This window comes from Paenibacillus sp. H1-7, from assembly GCF_022354825.1.
In the GTDB taxonomy this organism is placed as follows: Bacteria; Bacillota; Bacilli; order Paenibacillales; family NBRC-103111; genus Paenibacillus_S.
Genome location: NZ_CP031168.1, coordinates 2438125 through 2463581 on the forward strand (window position 1 = coordinate 2438125; position 25457 = coordinate 2463581).

Below are 25457 nucleotides of genomic sequence, written 5' to 3' on the forward strand. Positions count from 1 at the left end.
GAGCTCCTCTTTTGTATGCTTAAGCTACAGGTTGCGCATACAAAGTAAACAACCCAGTCACCTATCATTCTTGAAAGGAGGGGCTCCCATGCAACACTCGCACCAATCGCGAAAATCCTCCCTATGGCGGCAGGACCGCACGGCCTATTTATTTTTGCTGCCATGGCTCATCGGCTTCTTCTGTCTCACGCTCGGCCCGATGCTGGGCTCCTTGTATTTATCCATGACCAAGTTCAACCTGCTGACTCCGCCACGGTGGATCGGAACTGACAATTATGTGGAAATTTTCAAGGGAGACGCCTCGTTCGTTCACTCTTTGGCACTAACGTTCCAATATGTGTTCCTATCCGTGCCGATTCGTCTTGCGTTCGCCCTGCTGGTGGCGCTGGTGCTGAATAAAGGCATCCGGGCACTGGGAATTTACCGCACGGTATATTACATACCTTCCCTTCTTGGAGGAAGCGTAGCCATTGCGATCGTGTGGAGAAAGATATTCGACGGGGACGGGCTGCTGAACCACTTCTTAAGCTTGCTCGACATTCAAGGCCCGGCATGGATTGCCAATCCGAATTACGTGCTGCACACGATTGTGACGCTATCCGTTTGGCAGTTCGGCTCAGCGATGGTCATCTTCCTGGCCGGGTTGAAGCAGGTGCCCGCCGATTTGTATGAAGCGGCTCAAGTCGACGGAGCGGGGAAGGTCAAGCAATTCTTCAAAATTACGCTGCCTCTGCTGTCGCCGGTACTGTTCTTCAATCTCGTCATGAGCATCATCAACTCGTTCCAGGTGTTCACCCCGGGCTTCATGATCGGGGACGGACGCGGGGGACCGCTCGATTCTACCTTATTTTATACGCTGTACTTGTACTTGAAGGGCTTTTCATTCTTCGATATGGGCTACGCTTCGGCACTTGCCTGGATCATGCTGGTCATCATAGCGGCGTTTACCGCGATTGTCTTCGTCACCTCGAAATATTGGGTGTTTTATGGCGACGGCAAGGAAGGGAGGGGCTAACTTATGACGCAGACCACGATGGTTAGCAAAATCGGCAAGCATACCGTGATCATCCTGCTCGGAATTGTCATGCTGTATCCGGTGCTCTGGCTGCTTGGCAGCTCGTTCAAGCCGAATGAGCTCATTTTTACCGATACGAGCCTTTGGCCGTCCGTTTTTACGCTGGATAATTACGTGAACGGCTGGAAGGGACTGCAGGGAACGACGTTCGCGACCTTTTTCGCCAACTCGCTGCAAATTTCCGTCCTCTCCGTGCTGGGGAACGTCATTACTTGCTCCTTAACCGCCTTCGCCTTCGCCAGACTCGAATTCCGCGGGAAAAAGCTGTGGTTCAGCCTGATGCTCGTTACGATCATGCTGCCCTACCATGTGACGCTCGTACCGCAGTATGTGCTGTATAACAAGTTCGAGTGGATCAATACGTTCTATCCGTTGACCGTGCCCAAGTGGCTCGCTCACGATTCGTTCTTCATCCTGCTGATGGTCCAGTTTATCCGCGGCATTCCGAAGGAGCTGGATGAAAGCGCGACGATCGACGGCTGCGGGCCAAGCCAGATCTACTGGCAAATTGTGCTGCCGCTACTGGTACCTGCACTCATTACGACGTCCATTTTCACGTTCATCTGGACGTGGGATGACTTTTTCAGCCAGATGATTTATTTGAACAACATCAAGCTGTTTACCGTGCAGCTCGGCATCCGGTCGCTATTCGACCCTTCCGGTCAATCGGATTGGGGCGCGCTGCTCGCCATGTCCGTTCTGTCGCTTGTCCCGATCATGGCGATCTTTCTCGCTTTCCAGAAGCATTTTGTCGATGGAATCGCTACGACGGGCTTAAAGTAAACCGACTTTTCCAAAAGCATTTTATTAGGGGGATGGCAACGATGAAAAAGAGCCTTTTTGTACTGATGAGCGCATTGATGACTTTAACTACGGCCTGCTCCGGCGGAACGGGAACCGGAAGCGCAGGGAATGCGGCGACGGACACCAAGCCGGCTGCCGGCGGGGACAAAGCAGCTCCGGTTGAGCTCAGAATCATGTGGTGGGGCGATCAGAAGCGCGCCGACCTGACCAATGCGGCACTGCGCAAATTCGAAGAGAAGTATCCGAACATTAAGGTCGTGGGCGAGTTTGCGCCCAGCTCCGGCTACTTCGATAAGCTGAACACGCAGCTGGCCTCCGGCACGGCGCCGGATGTCTTTTTCCTCGGCGGCAACATGGTCGATTATGCGAACAAAGGCGTGCTGCTGGATCTCGCTCCGTACGTCGGCAAAGAGCTGAACCTGAACGACATGGACAAGGGCATGATCGAGTACGGTACGGTAAAAGGCAAGCTGCTGCATATTTCTGCAGGGGCGAACGCAAGGGGAATCGTGGTCAATACGGATTTGTTCAACAAGGCGGGCATCCCGGTGCCGAAGGACGGCTGGACTTGGGACGATTATGCCAAGGTGAGCAAGGAGCTGGCCGACAAGCTCGGCAAAGGCTACTACGGTACCTATGATTTTACGGTGGACGGCATGGACATATCGCTCAAGCAGCGAGGGAAAATGCTCTATGATATGGACAATGCGAAGCTAGGCTTCGAGCAGAAGGATGCGGAAGAATGGTTCGCGTATTGGGAAAAAATGCGCAAGGACGGCGGTGTCGTCACGCCGGAGCAGCAGGTATCGAATCCGCCGAACGATACGAGCAAATCGCTGATCGTGACCGGCAAGGTCGCCATGAACCTGATCGCCTCCAACCAATTGGTGGCGCATCAGAACCTGACCAAGGATAAGCTGACGCTCGTACAAGTGCCTCGCGGACCGAAGGGTACCGGTGTCGTATTCGAGTCAAGCCAAGGCCTGTCCGGCTATGCCAAAACGAAGCATCCGAAGGAAGTCGCGACGCTAATGAATTACTGGATCAACGATCCGGATGCCGCCAAGATCTTAGGCAACGACCGCGGCGTGCCGGTAACGGCGCCGATGCGCGAGCTGTTGAAGAAGGACGCGAATCCGATCGACCAGCTCATCTATGATTATACGAGCCGCGTCTCCGAGGCAACGACCAAGGAGCCGGTGAAAGTAAGCTACAATCCTCCGGGCTTTACCGAATATTCGAAGCTGGCGGATACGACCGTGCAGGAGGTTTGGTTCGGCAAAAAGACGGTGCAGAAGGCGGTTGAAGATTTCTACAACGGCACGCTGAAAATTTTCAACAACAATAAATAAAGCATTGCCTGCTGCGTTTTCAAGCTCAGCCTGTCGGACGGCAGACTGGGCTTTTCTGCAGCCAGGCAGGATATGAGGGGAGTTATCGGGAATGAGCCGCGAGCTGTTGGAGCGATTAAGAGGAATCGATACGGAATCGAAGTTGGGGGCATTGGGCAAACCCTCCGATCGGCAGGCTATGGAGGAATGGGAGCGATCCGGTGTGAAATTCGCCGCTTCGTCGGAGTCGTTTGAGGCTGTTTATTACAACGCCCTGCGCAAGCTGATTGATTGTATCGTACCGCCGGATCAGGAGGGGCGAGGCAAGCCGATCCTTCACGAGGGCGGCGTGTACCTGGGCTGCTGGCTGGAGAGCACGGGCACGATCAACGCTGAGCTGCTGTCGAGATTTATTCCTTCGGTATCGGAAGCAAGCTACGAGCTGTTCGCCGATTACCAGCGGGCAGACGGGCTGATGCCTTACAAAATAACGGAGCATGGTCCGGCCTACCGGCAAATTCAGCTCGTGACTCCGCTCGCGAGAAGCGTCTGGAACCATTACCGGTTGAACGGGCGGAACAAAGCCTTTTTACGCAAAATGTACGAAGCGATGGTCCGCTACGATGCATGGCTGATGGCGAACCGCAACACGAGAGGCACGGGGTGCATCGAGGCGTTCAGCACGTTCGACACGGGGCATGACGGCTCGCCGCGCTTCTGGCATGTGGCGGATACGCCGCATCTGAGCGACGCTTCGCAGTGCAATCCCGATTCGCAGATCCTGCCGTTCTTGGCGCCGGATTTGACGGCGAACGTCTACTGCCAGCGAGTCTACTTAGCGCGCATCGCCGCGGAGCTCGGAGAAGAAGGCTCCATGTGGGAGGACAAGGCGGCAGCCAGCCTGCAGAGCCTGATGGAGCACTGCTATGATGCGGAGGACGTGTTCTTCTACGATCAAGACCGAAATGGACAGATGGTGAAGGTCCAGTCCGATGTGCTGCTCAGGGTAATGGCCTGTGAGGTGGGAGACCATGGGCTGTTCGCCGCCGTGCTGCGTAAATATCTGCTCAATACAAGGAAATTTTTCGCCAAGTATCCTTTGACCTCGATTGCGATGGACGATCCGCGGTTCGATCCGTCCTCCAACTATAACAGCTGGGCGGGACCGACGAACTTCCTGACGCTCATCCGGACGCCGCATGCCTTCGAGCATCACGGACGCTATGTGGAGCTTACCTGGATTATGCAGCCTATTTTATCGGCTTTGTCCCGGATGAGCCGGTTCGGTCAAGTGATAAGTCCTTGGACGGGGGAAGAGGGATATACCGAAACCTATTCGCCGGCGATGCTGTGCCTGCTCGACTATGTCGAGCGGCTCTGCGGCATTTTGCCGACGCGCGACGGAGAGCTGTGGTTTACAGGCTTGGTGCCGTACGCCATGGATCATGGCCATGAGGTGGCGGAAGAAACAGCCTACAGCCGGAGGATCGACGGGATGCTGTACGAGCTCGTGAATACGCGGGCCGGCTCCGAAGTATACCGTGACGGAGAACAGAAGCCGAATCTCCGGTTTCCGAACGGAGTCCGTGCGGTGACCGATCGCAAGGGGGAGCTAAGGGCGATTGTCGGGATGACCGTGCGCCAAGTCCAGGGGCATGTCCATTATAACGGACAGGAGCTTCCGTTCACGATAAACGGCAACGAGATCTTGGAGCTGCGCAAGGAGGAACTCGTCCGCATCAGCGATATCGGCGTCATTCCTCCTAGTTATTCGTGAATGCAGCAGGCGCAGGATCCACATACATGGAGCTTTTAGAACCATCTACAGCTGAAGGAGTGTGACGAGCATGCTTAAACAATCATGCGAGATACAAATCCGGGACCCTTATGTGGTTCCGGTGGAGGCCGAGCAAAAATATTATTTATTCGGCAGCACGGATGCGAATATATGGGGCAAAGGAACCGGATTTGACGTGTATGTCGGCTCCGATTTGGAGCAATGGGACGGGCCGTTTCCTGTGTTTCGTCCGGAGGAAAGCTTCTATGCCGAGGACAATTTCTGGGCGCCGGAAGTATACGCGTATCAAGGACGCTATTATATGTTTGCTACGTTCAGACGCAAAGCGAACGGCAAGCTCGGGACGGCCGTGCTGACGTCGGACAGCCTGTTGGGGCCTTTCCAGCCGCACAGTGAAGGTCCGGTGACGCCTTATGAGTGGAATTGTCTGGATGGGACGCTGCACATTGACGAGTCGGGAAAGCCTTGGATGGTGTTCTGCCACGAGTGGAAGGATATCTCCGACGGCGAAATTTGCGCAGCGCGGCTGCAGGAAGACCTGAGCGCGCTTCAAGGCGAACCGATTACACTATTCCGTGCCTCGGAAGCGTCTTGGGCAACGCCTCTGCCGCTGTCTGAGAAAATAAAGTCGCTGACCAACTATGTGACGGACGGTCCGTTTCTCCATCGTACGGCCGAAGGCGGCCTGATCATGCTGTGGGCGAGCTTTGTGCACGGAAGCTATGCCTTGGGTGTGGCGAAATCGGTAAGCGGCCATGTCGAGGGGCCGTGGATTCAAGAGGTAGAGCCGCTGTTTCAAAGTGACGGCGGGCATGGAATGATCTTCCGCACCTTCGACGGAAGGCTCATGCTGACGATTCATACGCCGAACCGAACGCCGGACGAGAGGCCGATTTTTCTCGAGCTTGCGTTCGTTGACGGAAGGCTTACATTGAAGAAGTCATAAGCTTAAAAGCAGGCGCCATCCTCTGAAGCCGAGGTATGGCGCTTTTTGTATGAGCTCGTTACCGGTTTATTGAAGGAAGGATGCGAGATCGTTGGCGCCCAACGAAGTGATTGAATCGACTTCGAGCTTAACGTTGGTGTAGTACTTCAACCCTCCGGAGAAGACACATTCGAATGCGGTAGGCATCCCTTTACCATTAGCTGCATCGGTAGTCAGTTCAAGCGGTACCGTTCCCATTACTTGACCTTTCTGATCCGTGAAGGTGATTCGTCCTTTCACTCGATTCGCTCCCTTCGCATCAAGCTCGTACTGCCCTTTGATAACGCTGTATTCTCCGTCCTGTTTCACACTTACATTTCCAAGCCGGAATTTCGGCTGTGCTGGATCGACGATATCCATGGCTGCAGAAGCATCAAGTTCAGGGTTCTTTTTATCGTTCATCCTAACGATCTGCACTGTTGCGTAAGTATACCCTTGATCCAAGCTGCCGTCCACCAACAGATCAACCGATTTCTCCTCAGTACTGTTTAGCTCAGCATGACCTGTTCTAGAGGCAGCGACTCGCTCGCCCTTTTCATTATACCAATTGAGCTTGAAATCGACAGGCATAGCTTCCTTGACTTCACGCCACTTCGGTCCAAGCTTTACATCTACAGTCATAAGCGTCAGCTTAGGATCTTTCTCATCTTTGCGCCTATAACCAAAATCAACTTCCAGAATGTGATGCGCATCCACCGCATTCGCCTCGTACAGCTTAAACCAGACAGGCCCTAACCAGGAATCGGTTCGATGCCAATTGTGCCATACTTCATTGACCTTTACAGTTTGCGCAGATAGACTGGAGCCTGTTTGCAACCCGTAAGGAAATCGCATCAATGGCGTGAGATCCGACAATTCCACTTCCTCTTGAACCTCTCTAACTCCTTCTAAAAAATACATAGGACGAATCCATTTGTCCCCGGACCTCGTTTCGATCAAATAATTATCATCCCATTTTGCTTTGGTGATCACAATTTGAGGCGCCAATTGCCCGCCGGTTGGCTCTGACAGCAGTGGATCGTTATAGAGCGGTTCGACCCGACTAAGATCGAATTTGGTCACGAACGGCTGCGGATTACCGAGCAAAGCCAGGTTAGGAGCTATCCATCGATCACCAAGCCATGTGGAGACTAAGTAAATGGGTCTTATGTAGCCTTCGCCATGTCCCCATCGGACCTCGCGTGTCTTCAAAATTTTCAACGTCTGTGGCCCCAGTAGTCCTATCTCTCTCCGCTGATCATCATAAATGGAAGTGTCTGCTAGTAAAGTGATCGTATCCGCACCTGGATGAGGAAGCTCTAAGACATTGGATTCCGCATAAGCGCTATTCACCCACCCTATGTCACTCATACACAGAAACCAACTGATTACTAAAGCTAACGCCTCTCTTTTTCGCATCATTGCTGCTTGCCGCCTCTCTCAATAATGATTTATTCAGTGCTTGATTTCCTTTTTTTAACAAACTTTATTTTACCGCAAACTCAGCCGTTAAAGTAGATTTTAATTCCGTGGAACAATTGTAAAAAAGGCTCTCTTTCGCAAATACATTGGGTATCCGGCATATTGCATTTGCTGTTGAAGATATTGAATCCATTTCGCCAAATTGAAAATGAAAGGCCGGAGTAAAATTACCGGAGCTCCCCATTTTAAGGCTAAACTACATGACGATTGTATAAAAAGAGTACGGTTATCTAAATACAAATGATTAGTATAATCGCTAGAATAAAGGTGTGATTAACATATTGAAAGGGAGCGAAGTAGATGCTTGATGCCAAATATTTGTTGACGGATGAACAAATGGTCCATTTCATTACGAAAGGATATCTTGTGCTGCAGAACGATCTGCCTGAAGAGCTTCATCAGAATGTCATGAGCAAAATTTATCGGGTGCTTCACGAAGAGGGGAACCCTGGAAACAATATTCTTCCGCGAGTACCGGAGATACAAGAATTTTTCGATACACCTACGGTCAAGGGGGCATTAACGAGTGTATTAGGTCCTGACTATTACATGCATCCGCACAGACATTGTCACTACAATAAGCCCAAGAGTACGACGCCAGGCGGCGGGCAATGGCATAAAGACGGCTTCTGGTCATCTATGCGCTCTCATCGGCCTTGGTGGGCGATAATTTTTTATTACACGCAGGATATTACCGAAGAGCTTGGGCCAACAGCCATCATGCCGGGTACTCAGTATTACGAAAAGTTTATTGGAGATAAAGGCGAAACGCTGCTTCCCACAGGCAAGGCTGGAACGATGGTTCTGGTGCATTTCGATTTATGGCATAAAGCTTCGCTCAATGTTTCTGACCTTGACCGTTATATGTTGAAGTTCCAGTTTGTCCGGTTAAAAGCGCCGGAGTATCCGAGTTGGAACCACCTGAACAAAGAAATGGCCATACCCGATGGTCTGCCTGCTCAGCATCTGAACTTATGGCAGGATGTTTGGAATTGGTTACGCGGTGTACACGAAACTAGACAAGACAGCGGGCCAGCAGATGAAGCACGATTATTGCTTCTGCAAAACGAGCTCAGCTCAGAGGATGCGGAAGCTCGCGGCAAGGCGGCTGATGAGCTGGGAATTCTGGGTGAGGCTGCAGGCGCATACGCCTCTGCGCTCGGAAGCTTATTGAATGATCCTGTTGAAACTGCTGCATTGAACGCTGCATATGCACTTGGAAGGATGGGTGACAACGGCATCGAAGAATTGGTGAGTCAATTATCCAATGGAACGAATCTGACGGCGGAGAGGGCGGCTTACGGCCTGCAGGGAGCGAGCGCTGAAGCAATTCCCGGGCTGCTAACGACTCTGAAGCATCCGGATGAGAAACGAAGAGGACTTGCAGCGTTCGTCCTCGGCATGATTGGACCTTCTGCGCAAGAAGCGGTACCGGCTCTTATTGCGAGCCTGGAGGACGACAGCGAATGGGTTCGGCGGAATGCAGTCGAAGCTCTGGGGATGATCGGGAATCCTTCCGATCAAGTCGTTCCGGCATTAACGAACGCATTGGTGGATTCATTGCTAACCGAAGCAAGAGAGGGGCAGAGTTCAAGCGATGTGTACGTACAGCAGCAAAAATATATCGGCAATAAAATCGGTTACACAGCGGCATTGTCTTTGCTCCGCACAGGCAGAGAGGGAGACGCACAACAAGTTGTCAGTGCATTGGAGCAAGCTCTGAAAAGCAAAGACCGATACGTTCGTGCCTATGCTTCGGAGGCATTGACCCATCTGCGCACGAATGAAGCGATCGACGTCCTTATCAGATATTACCGTTCATCCCGCTGGTGCCCCGATACAAGCAAAGCAAGCACTTTCTAAAATCAAACTAAGCCTCCGAATATGAATTCAGTGAGATTCGGAGGCTTTAGCTGCATTGTCGTTCAAATATAACCAAGGAGAAGGTGAGCGCAAATGAAGATTACACAAGTGGAAAGCTTTGTATTGCATGTACCTATTACACCACCGATTACAGACGCAATTAACGTTGCTACACACTGGGGATTAGCCGGTGTACGTATTTTTACTGACGAGGGGTTTGTCGGTTATGGTTACACTGGAACCTGTGCGAACGGAGACGAGATGATCGTTGATACGATTGATAAGTACTATTCGCCTCTTTTAATAGGGAAAGATCCGTTTATGGTGAAAGAGCTCTGGGACGAAATGCGTTTTGGCAAAATGCACTGGATCGGCAGATCGGGCGTGACGCACATGGCGCTGGCAGCGGTAGATATCGCTTTGTGGGATATTATGGCCAAGGCGTCGAACAAACCGCTATGGCAATATCTAGGGGGAGCGAAGTCGAAACCGGTTAAAGCCTACAATACGAACGGCGGGTGGCTCAATTGGACGAAGGAGCGCTTGTTGAAGGACGTGACGGATATCGTTGAGCAAGGCTTCACCGGTGTCAAAATCAAGGTTGGCCATCCTGATCCTCACGAAGATTACGATCGCTGCAAAGCGGTAAGAAAAGCAATTGGAGACAAGGTGATCTTCATGATCGACGTGAATCAGCAGTGGAATATCAATACGGCAATGACGTGGGGCAAAAAGCTGGAAGAATTCGACTTATTCTGGCTGGAGGAACCATTGAATCCGGACGACATACTTGGACATAAAAAGCTGGCGGAAGCGTTGAATGTTCCCATTGCTCTAGGTGAGCATGTATACAATAAATATGCGTTCAGGGATTACATACACCAAGGCGCAATCGAATATTGCCAGGTTGACGTCACACGTGTAGCGGGGATTACGGAATGGCTGCAGGTGGCAGGCTTAGCCGCTTCCTACGATATACCGATTTGTCCGCATGTCGGCGATATGGGACAAATTCACCAGCATCTTGTAGCGTCAACGCAAAATGCCATCCTGCTGGAATACATTCCGTGGATCCGCCACATTTTTGAAGAACCGGTAACCGTAATTGATGGACATTATGTACTGCCTGAAATGCCAGGAGCTTCGACGACAATATTGCCCAAGTTTTTTGAAGAGTACCGCGTAAGATAGCCCTGTAAGTCTTTAGTGCCATAATTCCCTAAACTCCTTGGGAGTTCTGCCCGTAAGCTGCCGGAACAATTTAGAGAAATAATGAATGGAGGAGAAATGGTGTTTTTCCGCTATCTCGGTAATACTTAGGCTGGTATACTGGAGATCTTCCTTCGTTCGGTTGATTCGGAAATGGTTGATATATTGAACGGGAGACATGCCTGTAGCTTGCTTGAATAATTCAAAAAAGTAGCCGCGACTGATTTTCAGCTTCCGGTAATACGATTCGAGCGGCAGCAGGCGTCCCCGTACCAAATCTTGCTCCAGCTGCTCCATCAGCTTATGTATGCGCGGATCAGGGATATATTCCTCTTTTAACGCATAGGTGAGGAAATGCTCGATAAATTGCTGAAAATGACTCTGAGCCTTCAAGCTTCGAATATACGTCTTTTCATTCGTGTATTCATTGGAGATATAGAACTTTTCAAACAGTTCTACCCATATCCAAAGCTTCTCTACTTTTATATGTTCCGGTATGGGGAAGGGAAAAGCGGGTCCCACAAGAGATGACTGGAGCTGCTTGTCGTCATAACAGATAGTGTGGGGATATTTGAAGTTCAGCCGCCGATCCATATACATCCAGTCAAAATAACAGCAAATGTGGACCATCGGTTCATTCGCGTCCGCGACCCACTCGTGCAGCTGTCCGGCAGGTATGTACACCAAAGAGCCTGGAAGCGTTTCGTATGCGTTACCTCTCGTTTTCATGACGCCTTTGCCTTCGCCAATCAAATAGAGAGAGGACGAGTAGCACGTTCTCGGTTTGCTTGTCTGATTTTTGGAGAATTCATATCGGGTAGCGTAATACACATATGGATGAAATTCGGGAAAGTTCATTGTAATCCTCCGGTTACACCGATTTAAGAAAACTTCATGAGGATTATACAAAGTTATTACAGTATAGTAAATACATGTGATTAAATCGAGAGTTCTTTCGGCTGCTCGAACGGACGGTAAGTTCGTTCGTTTTTGAGTCAGGAACAGGTTGATAGCCATTATAATGTCACTCGCCCGTGCCTTGACGGTACGGGCTTTTCTTCATTCACTTTTTGGTATACTCACCGGCCTTCATATGCAGTGTATCTTTACGATTAGTAGCCAATCCGGCAAGTTTTCAGGTAAAGAATGAAAGGATACACCACTTTTATCTAACATTAGTTAACTGGCTTTTTCCAGACAGCACGAAGCCAGGCACAGCGTCACGAAGCGGTGCCGCCTCTACTCAGGATGATCTTCCGTTCGATGCTGAGGGAAAAAAAGACGGCCCAATAGCTGCTTACAAGCTGTCATCTTTAAATTCATAAGTAGCAGGAGGACATAGCCCAAGCGCGTGCGGGAGTGTCCTTTTTTATTGATCTCCTACGCGTGGGGATGAATGGGAACTGTGGCGTTTATGGTATAGTAAAGAAAGATTAGGAGGGATACGATGGAAGCTTTTTCTGAGTATTTGACGCGTATTGATAACCCCGGTCACCGCGACCGGACCGAGGAGATTTTGGCGTGGATTACGAATAAATTCCCCACTCTGGAACCGCTAATCAAGTGGAATACGCCCATGTTTTCCGATCACGGCACGTTTATTATCGGTTTATCTACATCGAAGCAGCATATAAGCGTTTCACCCGAAGAAGCAGTTATGGAGCGCTTCGCCGATGACATTGTACGAGCTGGCTACAGCGCTACCAAAGGCTTGTTCAGAATTCCGTGGAATGAACCGGTACATTACGAATTACTTGAGAAAATGATCGAGTTTAATATGTTGGATAAAGCAGACTGTTCCACTTTTTGGCGGAAATAATCATAGTAAAGCGAGAAGAACCAACCGGTCTATCGGTTGGTTCTCTTTACATATGCAAACCCAGACATAACTATTGGTAGTTCGACCAAATGCAATATACAATAGAAAATATCTAAGGCTTACTATCCAACGAAAAGAAAGACGGTTTGCTGAAAGAATAATGGAAGAGGAGCGATCCCTTGATGACAAATCTTAGAACGAATCCCAAGGTTGACGGATTTTTAAGGAAAGCCAAGAAGTGGAAGGAAGAATTTGAGAAACTGAGAACTATCGTTCTTGATTGTGAGCTGAACGAAGATTTTAAGTGGATGCATCCTTGCTATACCCATGAGAATAAAAACATCGTATTAATCCACGGATTTAAAGATTATTGTGCGCTTCTGTTTCACAAGGGGGCTTTATTGAAGGATGCTCACGGCATTCTAATCCAACAAACGGAGAATGTGCAGGCGGCTCGTCAAATTCGGTTCACCAATGCTGAACAAATCGAAGAAATGGAACCCATCATCAAAGCTTATATTCATGAAGCCATTGAAGTTGAAAAAGCCGGTTTGGAAGCAGAGTTTAAAAAGAATACGGATTACACCTTTCCTGAAGAATTTCAACAAAAGCTCGATGAAAGCCCTGCCTTGAAAGAGGCTTTTGAAGCTTTGACGCCGGGACGTCAAAGAGCTTATCTTCTGCATTTCTCTGAACCCAAACAATCCAAAACCCGAGTCTCCAGAGTCGAAAAATACATGCCGCAAATTCTCAACGGCAAAGGATTAAATGATTAGATAACCTTGCGGATCATTCCCATAGCTAATAAGGCGGCTCTACGACGGCTGCCAAAGCAATAAGCTTCACGGCTTTCGCGATTGTTTAGCATAGGACGAAGGCGTCATTCCGTTTATCCGTTTGAATATCCGGCTAAAATAAAATTCGTCCTCGTAACCGACGAGCTTGGAAATATCGCTTAAAGGCAGACCGGAGCTTTCTAACAGATCCCTTGCTTTAGTCATACGAAGACGAATAATGTAATCCTTCGGCGCAAATCCGGTGAGCCGCTTGAACTGTCGGGAGTAATACCCGGTACTGACTCCGACCTTCTTCGCCAGCTGCTCAACGGTGAGCGGGGACTGGAAATGATCCGCAATATGCCGGCATGTGAACCGAATCGCTGAATCGACGTCACTGCTGTACTGCTGCTCATATATATTGTCGATGATAGAAAGCCATAGCTCCCGAAACGCCAAATTGCAGCGATATTGAGACAAGGGATCGTAGGCCTTATACAGTTGAAACACCTTATCGAAGTATCTGCGGACTTCAGCCGGGCGGACCGTCTTAAGCATGCCTCGCAAAGGTGCAAGCCAGCTGTCCGATGGCCGGGAAATCCATTCCTGCTTCTCTTTATAACACACCCGGTAATCGAATCGGATATGGTATATCTCAACGTCCTCACTATCCGAGATCGACCACTCGAAGGTTGTCTCGGGAACGAACACCATGACGGCTCCCGGTTCCAGAGCGTACTTGACGTTGTTCATCACGTAGACACCCCCGCCTCTTACGATGTAGTGAATGGAAAAGATGTTGTGAATGTATGGCGCTTGATACGTACCGGCGGGAAGTATCGTATTTCCGGCAAAAGTGATCGAGAATACGGATTTGTGTAGATGATCGGCCAGTTGAGCTCCGTTTAACAATGCATGTTCTCTCCTTGCAGAAAGGTAATATACCTAGATGGCAGGACGCAGAACGATATGCTGCTTCCCCCGTCCGATCGGCACCGTTGCCTCCTGATACGAAACGATAAACGCCCGTCTCACTTGGTCCGTTTCATTGCCTTTCGATGAATGCCAGGTCAGCGCATTAAAGAGCAAAATGGAGCCCGCTTTCATCGGCACCGGTTCCGCTTTTGACAAATCGATTTCTGCTTCATCCAGCGCCTTCCGGCAAGTGCCGTTATTTTGTACGACATAAGGCAGCAATCCTTGCTTATGACTTCCGGGAACAATCCATAAGCATCCGTTCCGCTCGTCGGTATCCTGAAGCGGTACCCAAATCGACATCCGGGTATTACTGTCCACCACTTCCGTATAATAAGCATCATCTTGATGCCAGTGGCACACTGAATCGCTGTGCGGCAGCTTGGTCAACAGCTTGGAGGAAAAGATGGCAATGCCCGGCATGACAATGTCCTCAAGCAAGTTCAGAATCCGCTCGTCATGGGCAAATTGTTTCGTCTTGTCGGTCAGCATGGCCAGTTGATACGTAAATCCTTCATGTTCCCCCGCTGTCTGGAGCGGCGATTCGCAATGATCGAGTTCTTCGTTAATTTCAGTTAATTCATCAGTCGAAAAAAAATCCGCTACCACCACATAACCAAGATCATCATAACTTCTTCTCTCATCAAGCGTCAATTTTGTCATCTGAATCACTCCATTCGTTATCGCTTACACGTATTGTAGCACCCGCTTTTACGAACCCGCCATGGAGAAATATGATAAGCAATCTGGACAAATCGGATCTTCTCGTGCGGATATATATTAAAATGAATTTAAAATAAGAAGTCCAATTTTGCTTGGGAGAGGACAATCATGTCTGAGAATCATATCCGGCAGGCGCTCCGATTACATTTTCTTTATGCGGAAACGTACAGCTTTCCGAAAGAGTGGAGTTTTCAGGAGTCGATGACTCCCTATTCCATGATTCGGTATATCGTTAAGGGCGCCGCCCAATTTGTGATTGATGAAACAATATACCATTTAGAGGAAAATGACATCATCTACATTCCTCAAGGAAGCACATTATGTTGTGATGCTTTGACGGATGAATTTTCATTCATGAGTATTCGATTCACAGCTTCCTTGTCGATTCCGGGTAGCGAGGGGCGGCCGGAGATGCTGGGGATGGATTCGAAAGTGAAGTGTACGGACCCTCAGATCAAACAATATTTCCAAAGCATCATCAACGAAAAAAATGCCAATAACCGGGGAAAGCAATATACGCTCAGGGGTTATCTGGAATTAATTGTGGGTTATATCATAAGCGCATCGGATGCTTCCTTAGCAAAGCCCGATAAGCCGAAGAACATGAAGTTGGATAATAAAAATGACAACCGGGTCGAAATCGTATTGGCGCATATGCTAAACCATTACAAAGAGAATATAACCATTGAAGAAATGAGCAGGATGGTGAATCTGAGCTCGGCTTCCCTGCGCAGATTATTTAAGCGGCATACCGGCAAGTCGCCAAGCGATTTTCTAATTGAGCTAAAGATGGTAGTAGCAGCCAAACGAATCCTGGAAACGGATGAGAGAATCTCGGATATTGCCTATGAGGTCGGGATCAAGGACCCGAATTATTTTTCAAGAATATTCAAAAAGTACTATAGAGTCACACCGGTTTCTTACAGGCAGCTGGCAAGAGAGTAGCAGGAATTCTTCAGTGTGTGATCGATTTGTGCTACTAATTAGCGAATTGCATGATTCCAACGATTGGAATGTTACGATATGATTACTCGTGTAGAGTGAATCGAATAAGGACAAATCCGTTTGTACTCTGGGAAGAGCCGCTTCGTTCTGCGGTTCTTTTTTTCTTTTACAGCACAACTCATAACTCATCCTAGGGAGGATCCAATGTATAGTGTGTTGGTAGTCGACGACGAGAAGAATATCAGGGAACGATTGGTCCGATCCTTTCCGTGGAGTGAAACCGGATTTCAAGTCATCGGCTCCGCCAGAGACGGCCGGGAGGCGCTCGACATGATGGAGCGGCACGTTCCCGATGTGGTATTGACCGATATTCTCATGCCGGAGATGAATGGGATAGAGCTGGCAAAAGCGATTCAGGCTGCTCATCCACAGATTAAAGTTCTCATTTTGTCCGCTTACGACGATTTCAAATACGCGCAGGATGCGATCCGCTACGGTGTGAAAGGATATTTATTGAAGCCGCTCATGAAGAGCGAGTTTGTCGACATGCTGCAAGGAATCGCGCTCGAGCTGAGGAAGGACGAGGAGCTGGAGAAGGGGACGATAACAGGAGCCGATTCTCATGAGGAAGCCATGCTTATCGAGCTTGTTAAAGGAAATAATGTACATCCGCATGCTGCGCCGTGGCTCCATGACTACTTAAGAATTGCCGTCTGTTCATTCGAGCGGCGGTTCGTGCAAGAATTGGGCTTGTCCATGCGGCAATTTATTACGCAAGCCGCGAGGGACTTCTGGAAGGCGAGCGATACTCCCGTATTATTTTATGGGAACCACCTGGTTCTGTTCATCCATGACAAGCGGCCGATCAGCAAATATGAGCTGAAAGGGAAGTTCGAGCGATACTCCGAGTTCGTCAAGGAATCGATCTTCTCAAGCTACGGCAAGCAATGTATTCTATCCATCGGTATTGGAAATATGATGGGGGGAGCAGAGTCCGCAGGTACTTCGTTCAATCAGGCGATTTTTTCCCTCAGCTATTCATCGTTCTACGAGCAGGGCTCGATCATTTTTTATCAGGATTTATCCGCCCCTCAATCAGAAGGCGGCTTCAAGGAACGAACGAATGAGCAAATCAGCGTCGCGATGGATACGTTGATTCAATCCGTATTTACCAAAAACAAGAATGAAACCGCTTCCCATCTCCGCGGCTTCTTCGATGCTTTGGAGCAGGGCAAAAGACTGAGCCTGGTTGAAATCCAAATTGTATTCTCCGAGTGCATTCTTACGCTGCTTTTAAAGGCCAAAGATCGGCGGATAATTCTGCCTTCCTTGGATAAAAAGCAGGCATTGGAACAAATCTATGCAGCCGAATCGCTAGCCGATTTGAAAAAATGGTTCAAGGCGACGCTTGAGTCGATTATGGATCATCCTGGGCAGGAGCGCGATCACGACGAAAACCGGTATGTGCTGCTGGCCAAACAACATGTGCACAGCCGCTTGTCCGAGAAGATTACTCTAGAAGAGATGGCTCAACAATTGTTTATTCATCCGGCGTACTTCAGCTCCATCTTCAAGAAGGAAACGGGCCAAAACTTTATCGATTATGTAAATGAAGTCAGGGTGCGAAAAGCCGTGGAGCTGCTTAAAAGCAACGATTGCAAAATCAAGGAGATTTCCATCACGGTCGGATTTCACAATCATTCCTACTTCAATAAGGTATTTAAGAAAGTGATAGGGGTCAATCCTCTTGAGTTCCGATCCCATTACACGAGTTAAAATCGAGGGGGTCTGATCAAGTTGTTCAACCGATTGCGGAACATTTCATTTCGAAATTTTTTGATGCTGTTTTCGATAGGAGCCATGCTCATTTTGCTGCTGCCTTTAAGCAGCATCTTATTTTTTAAGGTGAAGCATTTTATCGAGGAGAAAAAGCAGTTTATCGTAAGCACGAGAATGAATCAGATTGCTTTCGAAATCCATTCCAGTCTTAGCAGCCTACATGATATGCTGAACGATCTAAAGTCAAATGAGAGGCTCGTCGGCTATGTGCACAGTCTGGGGAATAGCGATACGAATGCATTGGATAAATATCGGCTGTCGCTCGATTTCGAGAAATACCTTCATAACCTGCGCCAGGAAAATGCGTTCATCGATAACATTCTGGTCGTTACGCCCCAAAGTCAATTCAGCTCCGATCATGCATACTTGGATTTCGAGCTCAATGGGATCCAAGCAGGAGGTGAGCTGGAGCAGGAGTCTCATTTCGTACTTCCGGGGAAAGCGTCCGGCAGCATCGTTCCACCTAAGGGGGCAGAGCCTTCCAAAGTCTACTCTGATGCAATGAAAGCGTTGGATAAGCGGATGTTCTTCGCTGCAAATATCGAAAGCGGTGACGGGAGCGATGCCGGAGTTATTGTGATCATGCTGGACCCCGGTTATTTCAAGGAGAAGGTTCCCTACAACGAGAGCATCATGCTGCTGGATGCAAACCGCCATTTGATCTATAGCGGAGGACCGTCGCAGGCTAAAGGTACGGAAGAGCATGAAACAACCATCCCGTTTAACGATTTCCGGCTGGTCTATGTCGACCAAATGGATTTATACCACGAGCAGCTCGTTCTGATCATCCGGCTGACTGCCGTTACTTGTTTGTTGGCGATTGCGGTCGCCTTCGTCTCATCTCGAATCATTTCAAGCAAGGTTCTTTATCCCGTTTATAAACTGATCAAATTGTTTCGAACCTACGATATAGCGAAAGAAAAATTGAATTATTACCGGGAGCTGCAGGCTCACAACAGCCGCTTTAATCTAAGAGACCGGTTCCTGTTTTATTTCATAACGACCATCCTGCTGCCGCTCCTCGTGTATATGGCGGTATTTTATTGGAAATCCTCGCAGATTGTCGCGGATGATTTAAATAAAAGCCATTATTCTTTGTTCGAAAAAACACACAGCCTTATGGAACACGATATCAACCAAATCGAAGTATTGATGGCGCGCATCTCGCTGGATAAGGCGGTGCAGGAGGACATCCTGGCAAATCATGCGATCAAGCTGGAACAAGAACTGCTGAACGAGAACCATTTCTTAGGGCTCGACCGGAATAGGATCAGCATATACGATCCCTCCAACACATTGATATTTTCGAACCGGTATAAACAAGCGAAGGAAATGGAGCCTGCCTTTTTCAAGCAACTGCAATCGTCTGGCCGAGTCATCGCTTATCACCTGAGAAAGGATGATCTTGGCAGCGTCTCTATCGTTCTGGGAATGCCGATGATCCGATTGGACAAGTATCCGGAGGTTGCGGGCTACATCACGGTCGAGCTGGATAACAGATATTTTGCCGGCTTGTATTCCGAGTTCAAGCAGAACGGCAGCGAAGCGTTTATCGTCGATCGCGACCATCGTATCGTATCCCATCCTGTGGCAGGTCAAGTAGGGCAAGTTGTGGAATTCACCGCCTCAAACGGAATCTTACAGCAGGAGGCATTGAACGGAGAACATTATATGGTGTCCGTCAAGAGCATCTCCGGCATACCATGGAAGCTCGTATCCAGATACAACTATTCGGATGTGCAGAAGCAGGTCGTTACCTTGTTTCTTAACGATTCGTATCTACTGTTTCTCCTTTTCCTGCTAATGCTACTTTTTGCTTATCACATGTCTCAGCGTATGCTGAAGCCGCTCGGCGGGCTGAATCGAATGCTAAGCGAGTATGAGCTCGGGGAAAGCAGCCGTATGCTGTTTGATCAGCTGTCCGGAATCGACGAAGTGGATTTGTTGGGCCGGAATTTCAATCAAATGATCCGCAGAATCGATGACCTTGTTCATGAAACGCTAGTCGCGGGTCAGGAACGAGTCAAGCTGGAGTACGAGAAGAAGGAAATTCAAATGATCGCGCTGCAATCGCAGATCAATCCGCACTTTCTTTACAATACACTGGACAACCTCATTCATCTTGTTGAGACGAAGGAAACAGACAAAGCCGTCGACATGATCAGCTCATTAAGCCGGCTATTTCGTTATATTACGAACCGGGAGCCGATGACCCGTGTGCGCGATGAGATCCTGTATGCAAAAACCTATGCAGGCATCATGTCCCACAGATACGATAATTTCCGCTGCAGCTGGCACATCGATGATGAGGCTTTGGCGTACGGGATAATGAAGCTAATTCTGCAGCCGGTAATCGAGAACGCCATCCATCATGGGGCAAGGAGAACGAGAAAGCAGGTAAGCATTGGCATTTGGTGCGTGAGGGAAGGGGGCGCCATTCGTCTTGTCGTGAAGGACGATGCGGCTGGCATGGAGGAGGAGCAGCTGGCCGTGGTTCGCGCTCAGCTCGCGGATCCTGAGATCAAGAAAGCGGGAATCTACAATGTGAATGCGCGCATTAAGCTGAACTTTGGAGATAATTACGGCTTGTCCATCGACAGCAAGTACGGGGAAGGGACGACGGTGACCATCCTGCTTCCGGCGTACTTGTAGACATTAAGATAGTGCTACAAAACCTAAAGATCGTTTCACTAATCGAACGCTGCATTTTTTATAATCGTTTTGTAAGCGTTTCCCAAACGCTGCATGCTAACGAAAGGAGTGACGACTATCCCATGGACACCGGTCTACAGCAAGTGAGCCTGCAGCGTGTCAAACCAAAGAGCGAGAACCGGATTCGTGCCAAAAGAATGAAGGCGCTGTATCTCATGATGCTTCTGCCGATGCTGCTGCTGTTCCTATTTCACTACGTGCCGATGTACGGCATCCTGATTGCCTTCAAGAAATTTTCACCGGGCCTCGGGATATGGAACAGCGAATGGAACCAATTTGAACATTTTAGAAGCCTGTTTCAAGATTTCCTGTTCATCCGGGCGCTCAAGAATACGCTGATTATTAGTCTGCTAAAGCTGATCGTTGCTTTTCCGGCCCCCATAGTGCTGGCTTTGCTTCTCAATGAAGTCAAGCACGTCCTGTTTAAAAAAGTAGCGCAGTCCATCTCGTATTTGCCCCATTTCATGTCTTGGGTCATTCTGGCCTCGATGGTAGGTGAGGTACTGTCTCCGCAAAGGGGCATCATCAATCATGTGATCCATATGCTGGGGATGCAGCCGATCAACTTTTTGTCGGACAAAGCCTTCTTCATTCCGACCTTGGTCGCGACGGATATTTGGAAAGAAGTCGGCTGGGGCGCCATTATTTATTTGGCTGCGATATCGTCGGTCAATCCGGATCTTTACGAAGCGGCGGATGTGGACGGGGCCGGGCGGTTCAAGAAAATGATCCATATTACCGTTCCTTCGCTCGTGCCGATGATCGTCATTTTATTCATTCTGAGCTTGGGCAACATTTTAAACGCAGGCTTCGATCAAATTTTGAACCTGTATAACCCCATGGTGTACGATGTCGCGGATATTATTGATACATACGTGTACCGTAAAGGGCTTGAGCAGTTCCAGATGGATTACGCTACGGCGGTCGGTTTATTCAAAAATGTGGTGGGCGTAACTCTCATCCTAGGTGCTAACGCGATTATCCGCAGACGAAGCGAGCACGGCATTTGGTAGAAAGGAGGGGGGAAGTTATTGAACAAAACGAGATTTACTTTATTTGACACGTTGAACATTGCTTGGATCAGTATGTTTTCGCTGGCGGTCTTGTATCCGTTTTGGCAAACTTTCGTTCTGTCCTTCTCGGATGCGAACGGGGCCTCAACGCTCGGATTTCATTTGTGGCCGGATCAATGGGTAACGGATGCATATCAATTCGTGTTTACGTTTCAAAACATTACGACCGCTTATCTGAATACCATTGTCCGGACCGTCGTCGGCACTTTGCTCAATGTCAGCCTGACGCTGTTGGTCGCTTACCCTCTATCCAAAAGGGATTTGCCGTACCGCAATTATTTCACGGCGTTTTTCCTGATCGCCATGTTCTTCTCCGGAGGACTCATTCCGAATTATTTGCTCATCAAAAACCTGGGGCTGCTCGATAATCGGCTTGCGCTTATTTTGCCAGGTGCGGTCAATGTGTTCTCGATCATTATTATGCGAAATTATTTGATGACGATAGACAAAGGGCTGGAGGAGTCGGCGTTCATGGACGGGGCCGGGTACTTCAAAATCTTGACCAGCATTATCATTCCGCTGTCCAAGCCGGTCATTGCGACTGTCGCCCTCTGGTCGGCAGTCGGACATTGGAATGCCTGGTTCGACGCGATGATATATATCCGCGATCCTTCCAAGACCGTGCTGCAAATGATCGTCAGGCAAATGATGGTCGCCCTGGATTTGTCACAGACCCAATTTGGCGGAGGCGGCATGTCGAATACGAATTTGCTGCTCAGCAACGTACGCGCGGCGACAGTGATGATTTCCATCGGACCTATCATACTGGTGTATCCGTTTGTACAAAAATATTTCATTAAAGGCATTATGATCGGTTCATTAAAAGGATAAATTCGGAGGGGGAATTTCAGTGCAGAAGCGCTTCAACGTCATTTTGTCGGCCGTGTTGTCCGGATCGTTAGCCATGAGTCTTGCCGGCTGCAGCGGCGGAACTAGTGAATCCGGGGCCAAAGGGAGCGAGGCGTCAGGCTTGCCTGCGCCCGGGGATTTCTCCAAGAAGCTGGAGCTGAAGCTTTCCGGCTCCTTTACGAGAGGGAAGATCGAAGACGGCAACTGGGTGCAGAAGAAACTGGAAGAAAAATACAATATCAAGATCGCCAACATCAAGGTAGATACCTGGAACAAAGATCAGGTTCAGCTGATGGTCGCTTCCGGCGACATGCCGGATACGTTTTCTTTCACGGCAGGGACACTGTCGGCACAGGAATATTACGATAACGGCCTGACCCGAACGATCCCGAAGGACATGCTGAAGAAATACGCGCCCCGTTATTCCAAAATGCTCGATGACAATCCTCCCGGCTGGGAGATGAATTTGGCTCCGGGCAAGAAGGAGGAATACTTGACGCTGTCCGGATACCAAGGACATGCGAAATCGCTTATTTGGGCGCCGACCCTGCGACTCGACTGGTTAGAGAAGCTCGGTATTAAACCGCCTGGCGACATCAAGCCGATCGGAACCAGCGGCGGACTGGAGCGGATCTATTTTACGGACAAAGCCTATACCGTGGAAGAAACGGAGAATATTCTGAAAGCCTTCACATTCAATGATCCGGACGGCAACGGCAAAAACGATACGTACGGCATGCTGCCGTTCAACAACGCCTTTACCTCATGGGGGAGCACCTTGCTCGGAGCGTACGGTGCGGCCAGCGGCTATAACCTGGAGGAGAAAGGGGAGCTGACGGCTGCCGAAATATCCGACAAGTATAAGCGGTTTCTGAAAATGATGGCGAAATGGAATAAAGAAGGACTGATCGATCCGGAGTGGACGACGATCGATGTGAACAAGAGCTGGGAGAAATACAAGCTTGGTAAGATCGGCTATTATCCGGCTCAGCCCGCATATGTAGGCTTGGACGATTGGACGAAGGGGCGTGCGCCTGCCAACATTCTGGAGAAGGATTCGGGAGCTAAGCTGCTTGTAACCGCACCGGAGATCGGTCCGAACGGACAGCAGGGGGAAGGGGCCTTCACGCCGGTCAACCAGCTGGGAGACGCCTTCTATATTTCCAAGAAAGTAACCGACGAGCAGTTGGTGCGGATTTTGCAAATTTTCGACTACATCAACTTTGACGACGAATCCCGCTGGACCCTGTATGGCGACGTGGGCACCCACTCCACCTGGCAAGGAACCCCGGAGAAGTCCGCGCTCAAGGTCAAGCCGGAGTATCCGGAGAACGAAGGAAGCATGGGCTTCTATGCTTATAACTTCAGAACGTATGATGAGAAGAGAGCCTCTTATTTAACTTCGGAAGCTACGATGAAGCTGAAGAGAGACTTTTTCGGCAGAGAGGATGTACTGAAGAAGCTGGAGATCAAGCCATATAAGTACGACTTGTTGAACCAGACGAAAGCAGCCGATCTCAATAAAAAATACAGCGGTCAATTGAATACGATCATCAACGAGTTTCGTCTGAAGGCCATCGCCGGGCAGATCGATATCGATAAAGAATGGGACAAATATGTACAAAATTACTTGAATAATGGCGGCAAGGAAATGTTGGCCGAGCTGGAGAAAGCGCCGAAGGTCGCCGATCTGCTAAATAAAAAATAAAGATGGGGTGTCGGGAGATGGACAAAAGCGAAGCGATCGAACTGTATTACCCTGGGTATGCCAGATCGGCGACCTACCGGATTCCTTCCATGATTACTACAACCAAAGGGACCGTTATAGCCGGTATCGATGCGCGCATTAGCGATATGCGTGACAATCCGAACAAAATCAATACGGCGATTCGAAGAAGCGCCGACCACGGACAAACGTGGAGCGAGGTGCAGCACCTTGTTTCGTATCCGGGAGAGGGACTGGACGGGGCGGCGGCCATCGATACCGCCTTGCTCCAGGATGAGGAGACGAACACCATCTGGATGCTGTTCTCGCATACGCCCGGCGGCATCGGTTTATGGTCTTCCGAGGAGGGGGTTGGATTTGACGCCCAAGGTAACAAGCTGCTGTACGGCGGTTCCTCGAACGAGTACAGCTTGCTGCCGGACGGGCAAGTCACCGATCGGGAAGGCCGCAGCACTCCGTACACTGTCGATGAAGCAGGCAACGTCGCTTATCTGGGAACCAGCAAGGGCAACATCTACTTGAAGAAGGGCGTGCATCCCGAGGAAAGCTTGCTGGAGGCCCGTACGTCCTTCCTGCAAATCATCAGGAGCGACGACGACGGCTTGACATGGTCGCAACCGTTTGATTTGAATCCTTCTGTGAAGGAGCACTGGATGAGGTTTATCGGTGCCGGTCCTGGCAGAGGAATTCAATTGAAGCATGGCGTTCACCGGGGAAGGCTCGTCTTCCCGATCTACTTCTCGAACCGAAGCGGCAAAATGTCCTGCGCCGTTATCTACAGCGACGACCATGGAGCTACGTGGCGCAGAGGCGCATCTCCAAACGACGGCAGGCAGTTCAATGGAGAAACGCTGGATGCGAAGTCGCTGCAAACGGACGGCACGGACTTGACCGAATCGCAGCTGATCGAGCTTCCGAGCGGAGAGCTTCGCGTTTATATGCGCAACCATGCAGGGCGTCAGCGCACGGCGGTGGCCTTGAGCACGGACGGCGGACAGAACTGGTGCGAGACGGATTACGATAATGAGTTGATCGATCCGGTATGCCAGTCCAGCGTCATTGCCTATCCGGACCTCGGTGACGGGAAAACAAGAATCCTGTTTGCCAATCCGGCCGATCCCAAGCAGCGCTTGAACGGTACGGTCAGGCTAAGCGAGGATGGCGGCCGTACGTGGAGCTATTCCAAGCAGATTGAGGCGGGTTCTTTCTTGTATTGCTGTTTAACGGTATTGTCGAACGGGGAAATAGCCTTGCTGTATGAATGTGATTATAACGCTTCGGAGAATAAGCCGCTTACCATTAAGTTTACCAAGTTCACGTTGGATTGGTTGATGTCGGACTGAGTTTCTAAGAACAAACGATTATCATGAATATGAGACTTAATGAGCACTCACGTTGCCAACGTGGGTGCTTTTTTCGTCCGCCTCAGGTCATCAGACGAGCTCCACCTAGCCGATGGTCTAGGATTATTTTAGACTTTCGGCTGAACCAAGT

The 25457-nt window shown here is 49.5% G+C and carries 20 protein-coding genes; 16 read left to right on the top strand and 4 right to left on the bottom strand.

Going from position 1 to position 25457, the window contains the following annotated elements; genetic code table 11:
- Window positions 1-88 precede the first annotated feature (88 nt).
- The 5 genes from DVH26_RS11050 to DVH26_RS11070 all read left to right on the top strand — a co-directional run bounded on the left by DVH26_RS11050 (window position 89) and on the right by DVH26_RS11070 (window position 5954).
- Window positions 89-1015, top strand: a complete 927-nt coding sequence (locus DVH26_RS11050; protein WP_239633738.1) for a carbohydrate ABC transporter permease — start codon at window positions 89-91, stop codon at window positions 1013-1015.
- Between the two features lie 3 nt (window positions 1016-1018).
- Window positions 1019-1858, top strand: coding sequence for a carbohydrate ABC transporter permease (locus tag DVH26_RS11055; RefSeq protein ID WP_239633739.1), 840 nt, complete (start codon window positions 1019-1021; stop codon window positions 1856-1858).
- A gap of 41 nt (window positions 1859-1899) precedes the next feature.
- The gene (locus tag DVH26_RS11060; protein WP_239633740.1) at window positions 1900-3231 is read left to right on the top strand and encodes an ABC transporter substrate-binding protein; all 1332 of its coding nucleotides are present in this window, start codon (window positions 1900-1902) and stop codon (window positions 3229-3231) included.
- Between the two features lie 91 nt (window positions 3232-3322).
- Window positions 3323-4987: an MGH1-like glycoside hydrolase domain-containing protein gene (locus DVH26_RS11065; RefSeq protein ID WP_239633741.1), complete on the top strand. Its 1665-nt coding sequence runs from the start codon at window positions 3323-3325 to the stop codon at window positions 4985-4987.
- A 70-nt stretch (window positions 4988-5057) separates the two neighbouring features.
- Window positions 5058-5954 carry a glycoside hydrolase family 43 protein gene (locus tag DVH26_RS11070; protein WP_239633742.1) on the top strand — a complete coding sequence of 299 codons (897 nt, stop codon included), beginning with the start codon at window positions 5058-5060 and terminating at the stop codon, window positions 5952-5954.
- 66 nt (window positions 5955-6020) lie between these two features.
- Here the strand turns inward: DVH26_RS11070 and DVH26_RS11075 are convergent, their stop codons facing one another.
- Window positions 6021-7394, bottom strand: coding sequence for a hypothetical protein (locus tag DVH26_RS11075; protein ID WP_239633743.1), 1374 nt, complete (start codon window positions 7392-7394; stop codon window positions 6021-6023).
- A gap of 360 nt (window positions 7395-7754) precedes the next feature.
- Between DVH26_RS11075 and DVH26_RS11080 the strand changes: the two genes are divergently transcribed.
- Together DVH26_RS11080 and DVH26_RS11085 are read left to right on the top strand one after the other, a co-directional pair.
- Window positions 7755-9317, top strand: coding sequence for a HEAT repeat domain-containing protein (locus DVH26_RS11080; protein ID WP_239633744.1), 1563 nt, complete (start codon window positions 7755-7757; stop codon window positions 9315-9317).
- 93 nt (window positions 9318-9410) lie between these two features.
- Entirely contained in the window at window positions 9411-10508 is a 1098-nt protein-coding gene (locus tag DVH26_RS11085) for a mandelate racemase/muconate lactonizing enzyme family protein (protein WP_239633745.1), read from the top strand.
- Between the two features lie 12 nt (window positions 10509-10520).
- Here the strand turns inward: DVH26_RS11085 and DVH26_RS11090 are convergent, their stop codons facing one another.
- The gene (locus DVH26_RS11090; RefSeq protein ID WP_239633746.1) at window positions 10521-11384 is read right to left on the bottom strand and encodes an AraC family transcriptional regulator; all 864 of its coding nucleotides are present in this window, start codon (window positions 11382-11384) and stop codon (window positions 10521-10523) included.
- Between the two features lie 589 nt (window positions 11385-11973).
- Between DVH26_RS11090 and DVH26_RS11095 the strand changes: the two genes are divergently transcribed.
- Window positions 11974-12345 carry an iron chaperone gene (locus tag DVH26_RS11095; RefSeq protein WP_239633747.1) on the top strand — a complete coding sequence of 124 codons (372 nt, stop codon included), beginning with the start codon at window positions 11974-11976 and terminating at the stop codon, window positions 12343-12345.
- A 182-nt stretch (window positions 12346-12527) separates the two neighbouring features.
- Window positions 12528-13121 carry a YdeI/OmpD-associated family protein gene (locus tag DVH26_RS11100; RefSeq protein WP_239633748.1) on the top strand — a complete coding sequence of 198 codons (594 nt, stop codon included), beginning with the start codon at window positions 12528-12530 and terminating at the stop codon, window positions 13119-13121.
- A gap of 66 nt (window positions 13122-13187) precedes the next feature.
- Here the strand turns inward: DVH26_RS11100 and DVH26_RS11105 are convergent, their stop codons facing one another.
- Together DVH26_RS11105 and DVH26_RS11110 are read right to left on the bottom strand one after the other, a co-directional pair.
- Window positions 13188-14033 (bottom strand): AraC family transcriptional regulator, encoded by an 846-nt coding sequence (locus tag DVH26_RS11105; RefSeq protein WP_239633749.1) that lies wholly within the window; start codon window positions 14031-14033, stop codon window positions 13188-13190.
- Window positions 14034-14066: 33 nt separating this feature from the next.
- Entirely contained in the window at window positions 14067-14759 is a 693-nt protein-coding gene (locus tag DVH26_RS11110; RefSeq protein ID WP_239633750.1) for a phytanoyl-CoA dioxygenase family protein, read from the bottom strand.
- 168 nt (window positions 14760-14927) lie between these two features.
- On the opposite strand from DVH26_RS11110, the gene DVH26_RS11115 reads away from it, so the two are divergent.
- The 7 genes from DVH26_RS11115 to DVH26_RS11145 all read left to right on the top strand — a co-directional run bounded on the left by DVH26_RS11115 (window position 14928) and on the right by DVH26_RS11145 (window position 25306).
- Complete coding sequence (locus DVH26_RS11115) at window positions 14928-15764, top strand: AraC family transcriptional regulator (protein WP_239633751.1); 837 nt, start codon at window positions 14928-14930, stop codon at window positions 15762-15764.
- 204 nt (window positions 15765-15968) lie between these two features.
- Window positions 15969-17540 (top strand): response regulator transcription factor, encoded by a 1572-nt coding sequence (locus tag DVH26_RS11120; protein ID WP_239633752.1) that lies wholly within the window; start codon window positions 15969-15971, stop codon window positions 17538-17540.
- 21 nt (window positions 17541-17561) lie between these two features.
- Window positions 17562-20255: a cache domain-containing sensor histidine kinase gene (locus DVH26_RS11125; RefSeq protein ID WP_239633753.1), complete on the top strand. Its 2694-nt coding sequence runs from the start codon at window positions 17562-17564 to the stop codon at window positions 20253-20255.
- Window positions 20256-20377: 122 nt separating this feature from the next.
- Window positions 20378-21328 carry an ABC transporter permease gene (locus DVH26_RS11130; protein ID WP_239633754.1) on the top strand — a complete coding sequence of 317 codons (951 nt, stop codon included), beginning with the start codon at window positions 20378-20380 and terminating at the stop codon, window positions 21326-21328.
- An 18-nt stretch (window positions 21329-21346) separates the two neighbouring features.
- Entirely contained in the window at window positions 21347-22219 is an 873-nt protein-coding gene (locus DVH26_RS11135) for a carbohydrate ABC transporter permease (RefSeq protein ID WP_239633755.1), read from the top strand.
- Between the two features lie 19 nt (window positions 22220-22238).
- A complete protein-coding gene (locus DVH26_RS11140) occupies window positions 22239-23945 on the top strand; it encodes a type 2 periplasmic-binding domain-containing protein (protein ID WP_239633756.1) in 1707 nt (568 codons plus the stop codon).
- A gap of 17 nt (window positions 23946-23962) precedes the next feature.
- Entirely contained in the window at window positions 23963-25306 is a 1344-nt protein-coding gene (locus tag DVH26_RS11145) for a sialidase family protein (protein WP_239633757.1), read from the top strand.
- Window positions 25307-25457 lie beyond the last annotated feature (151 nt).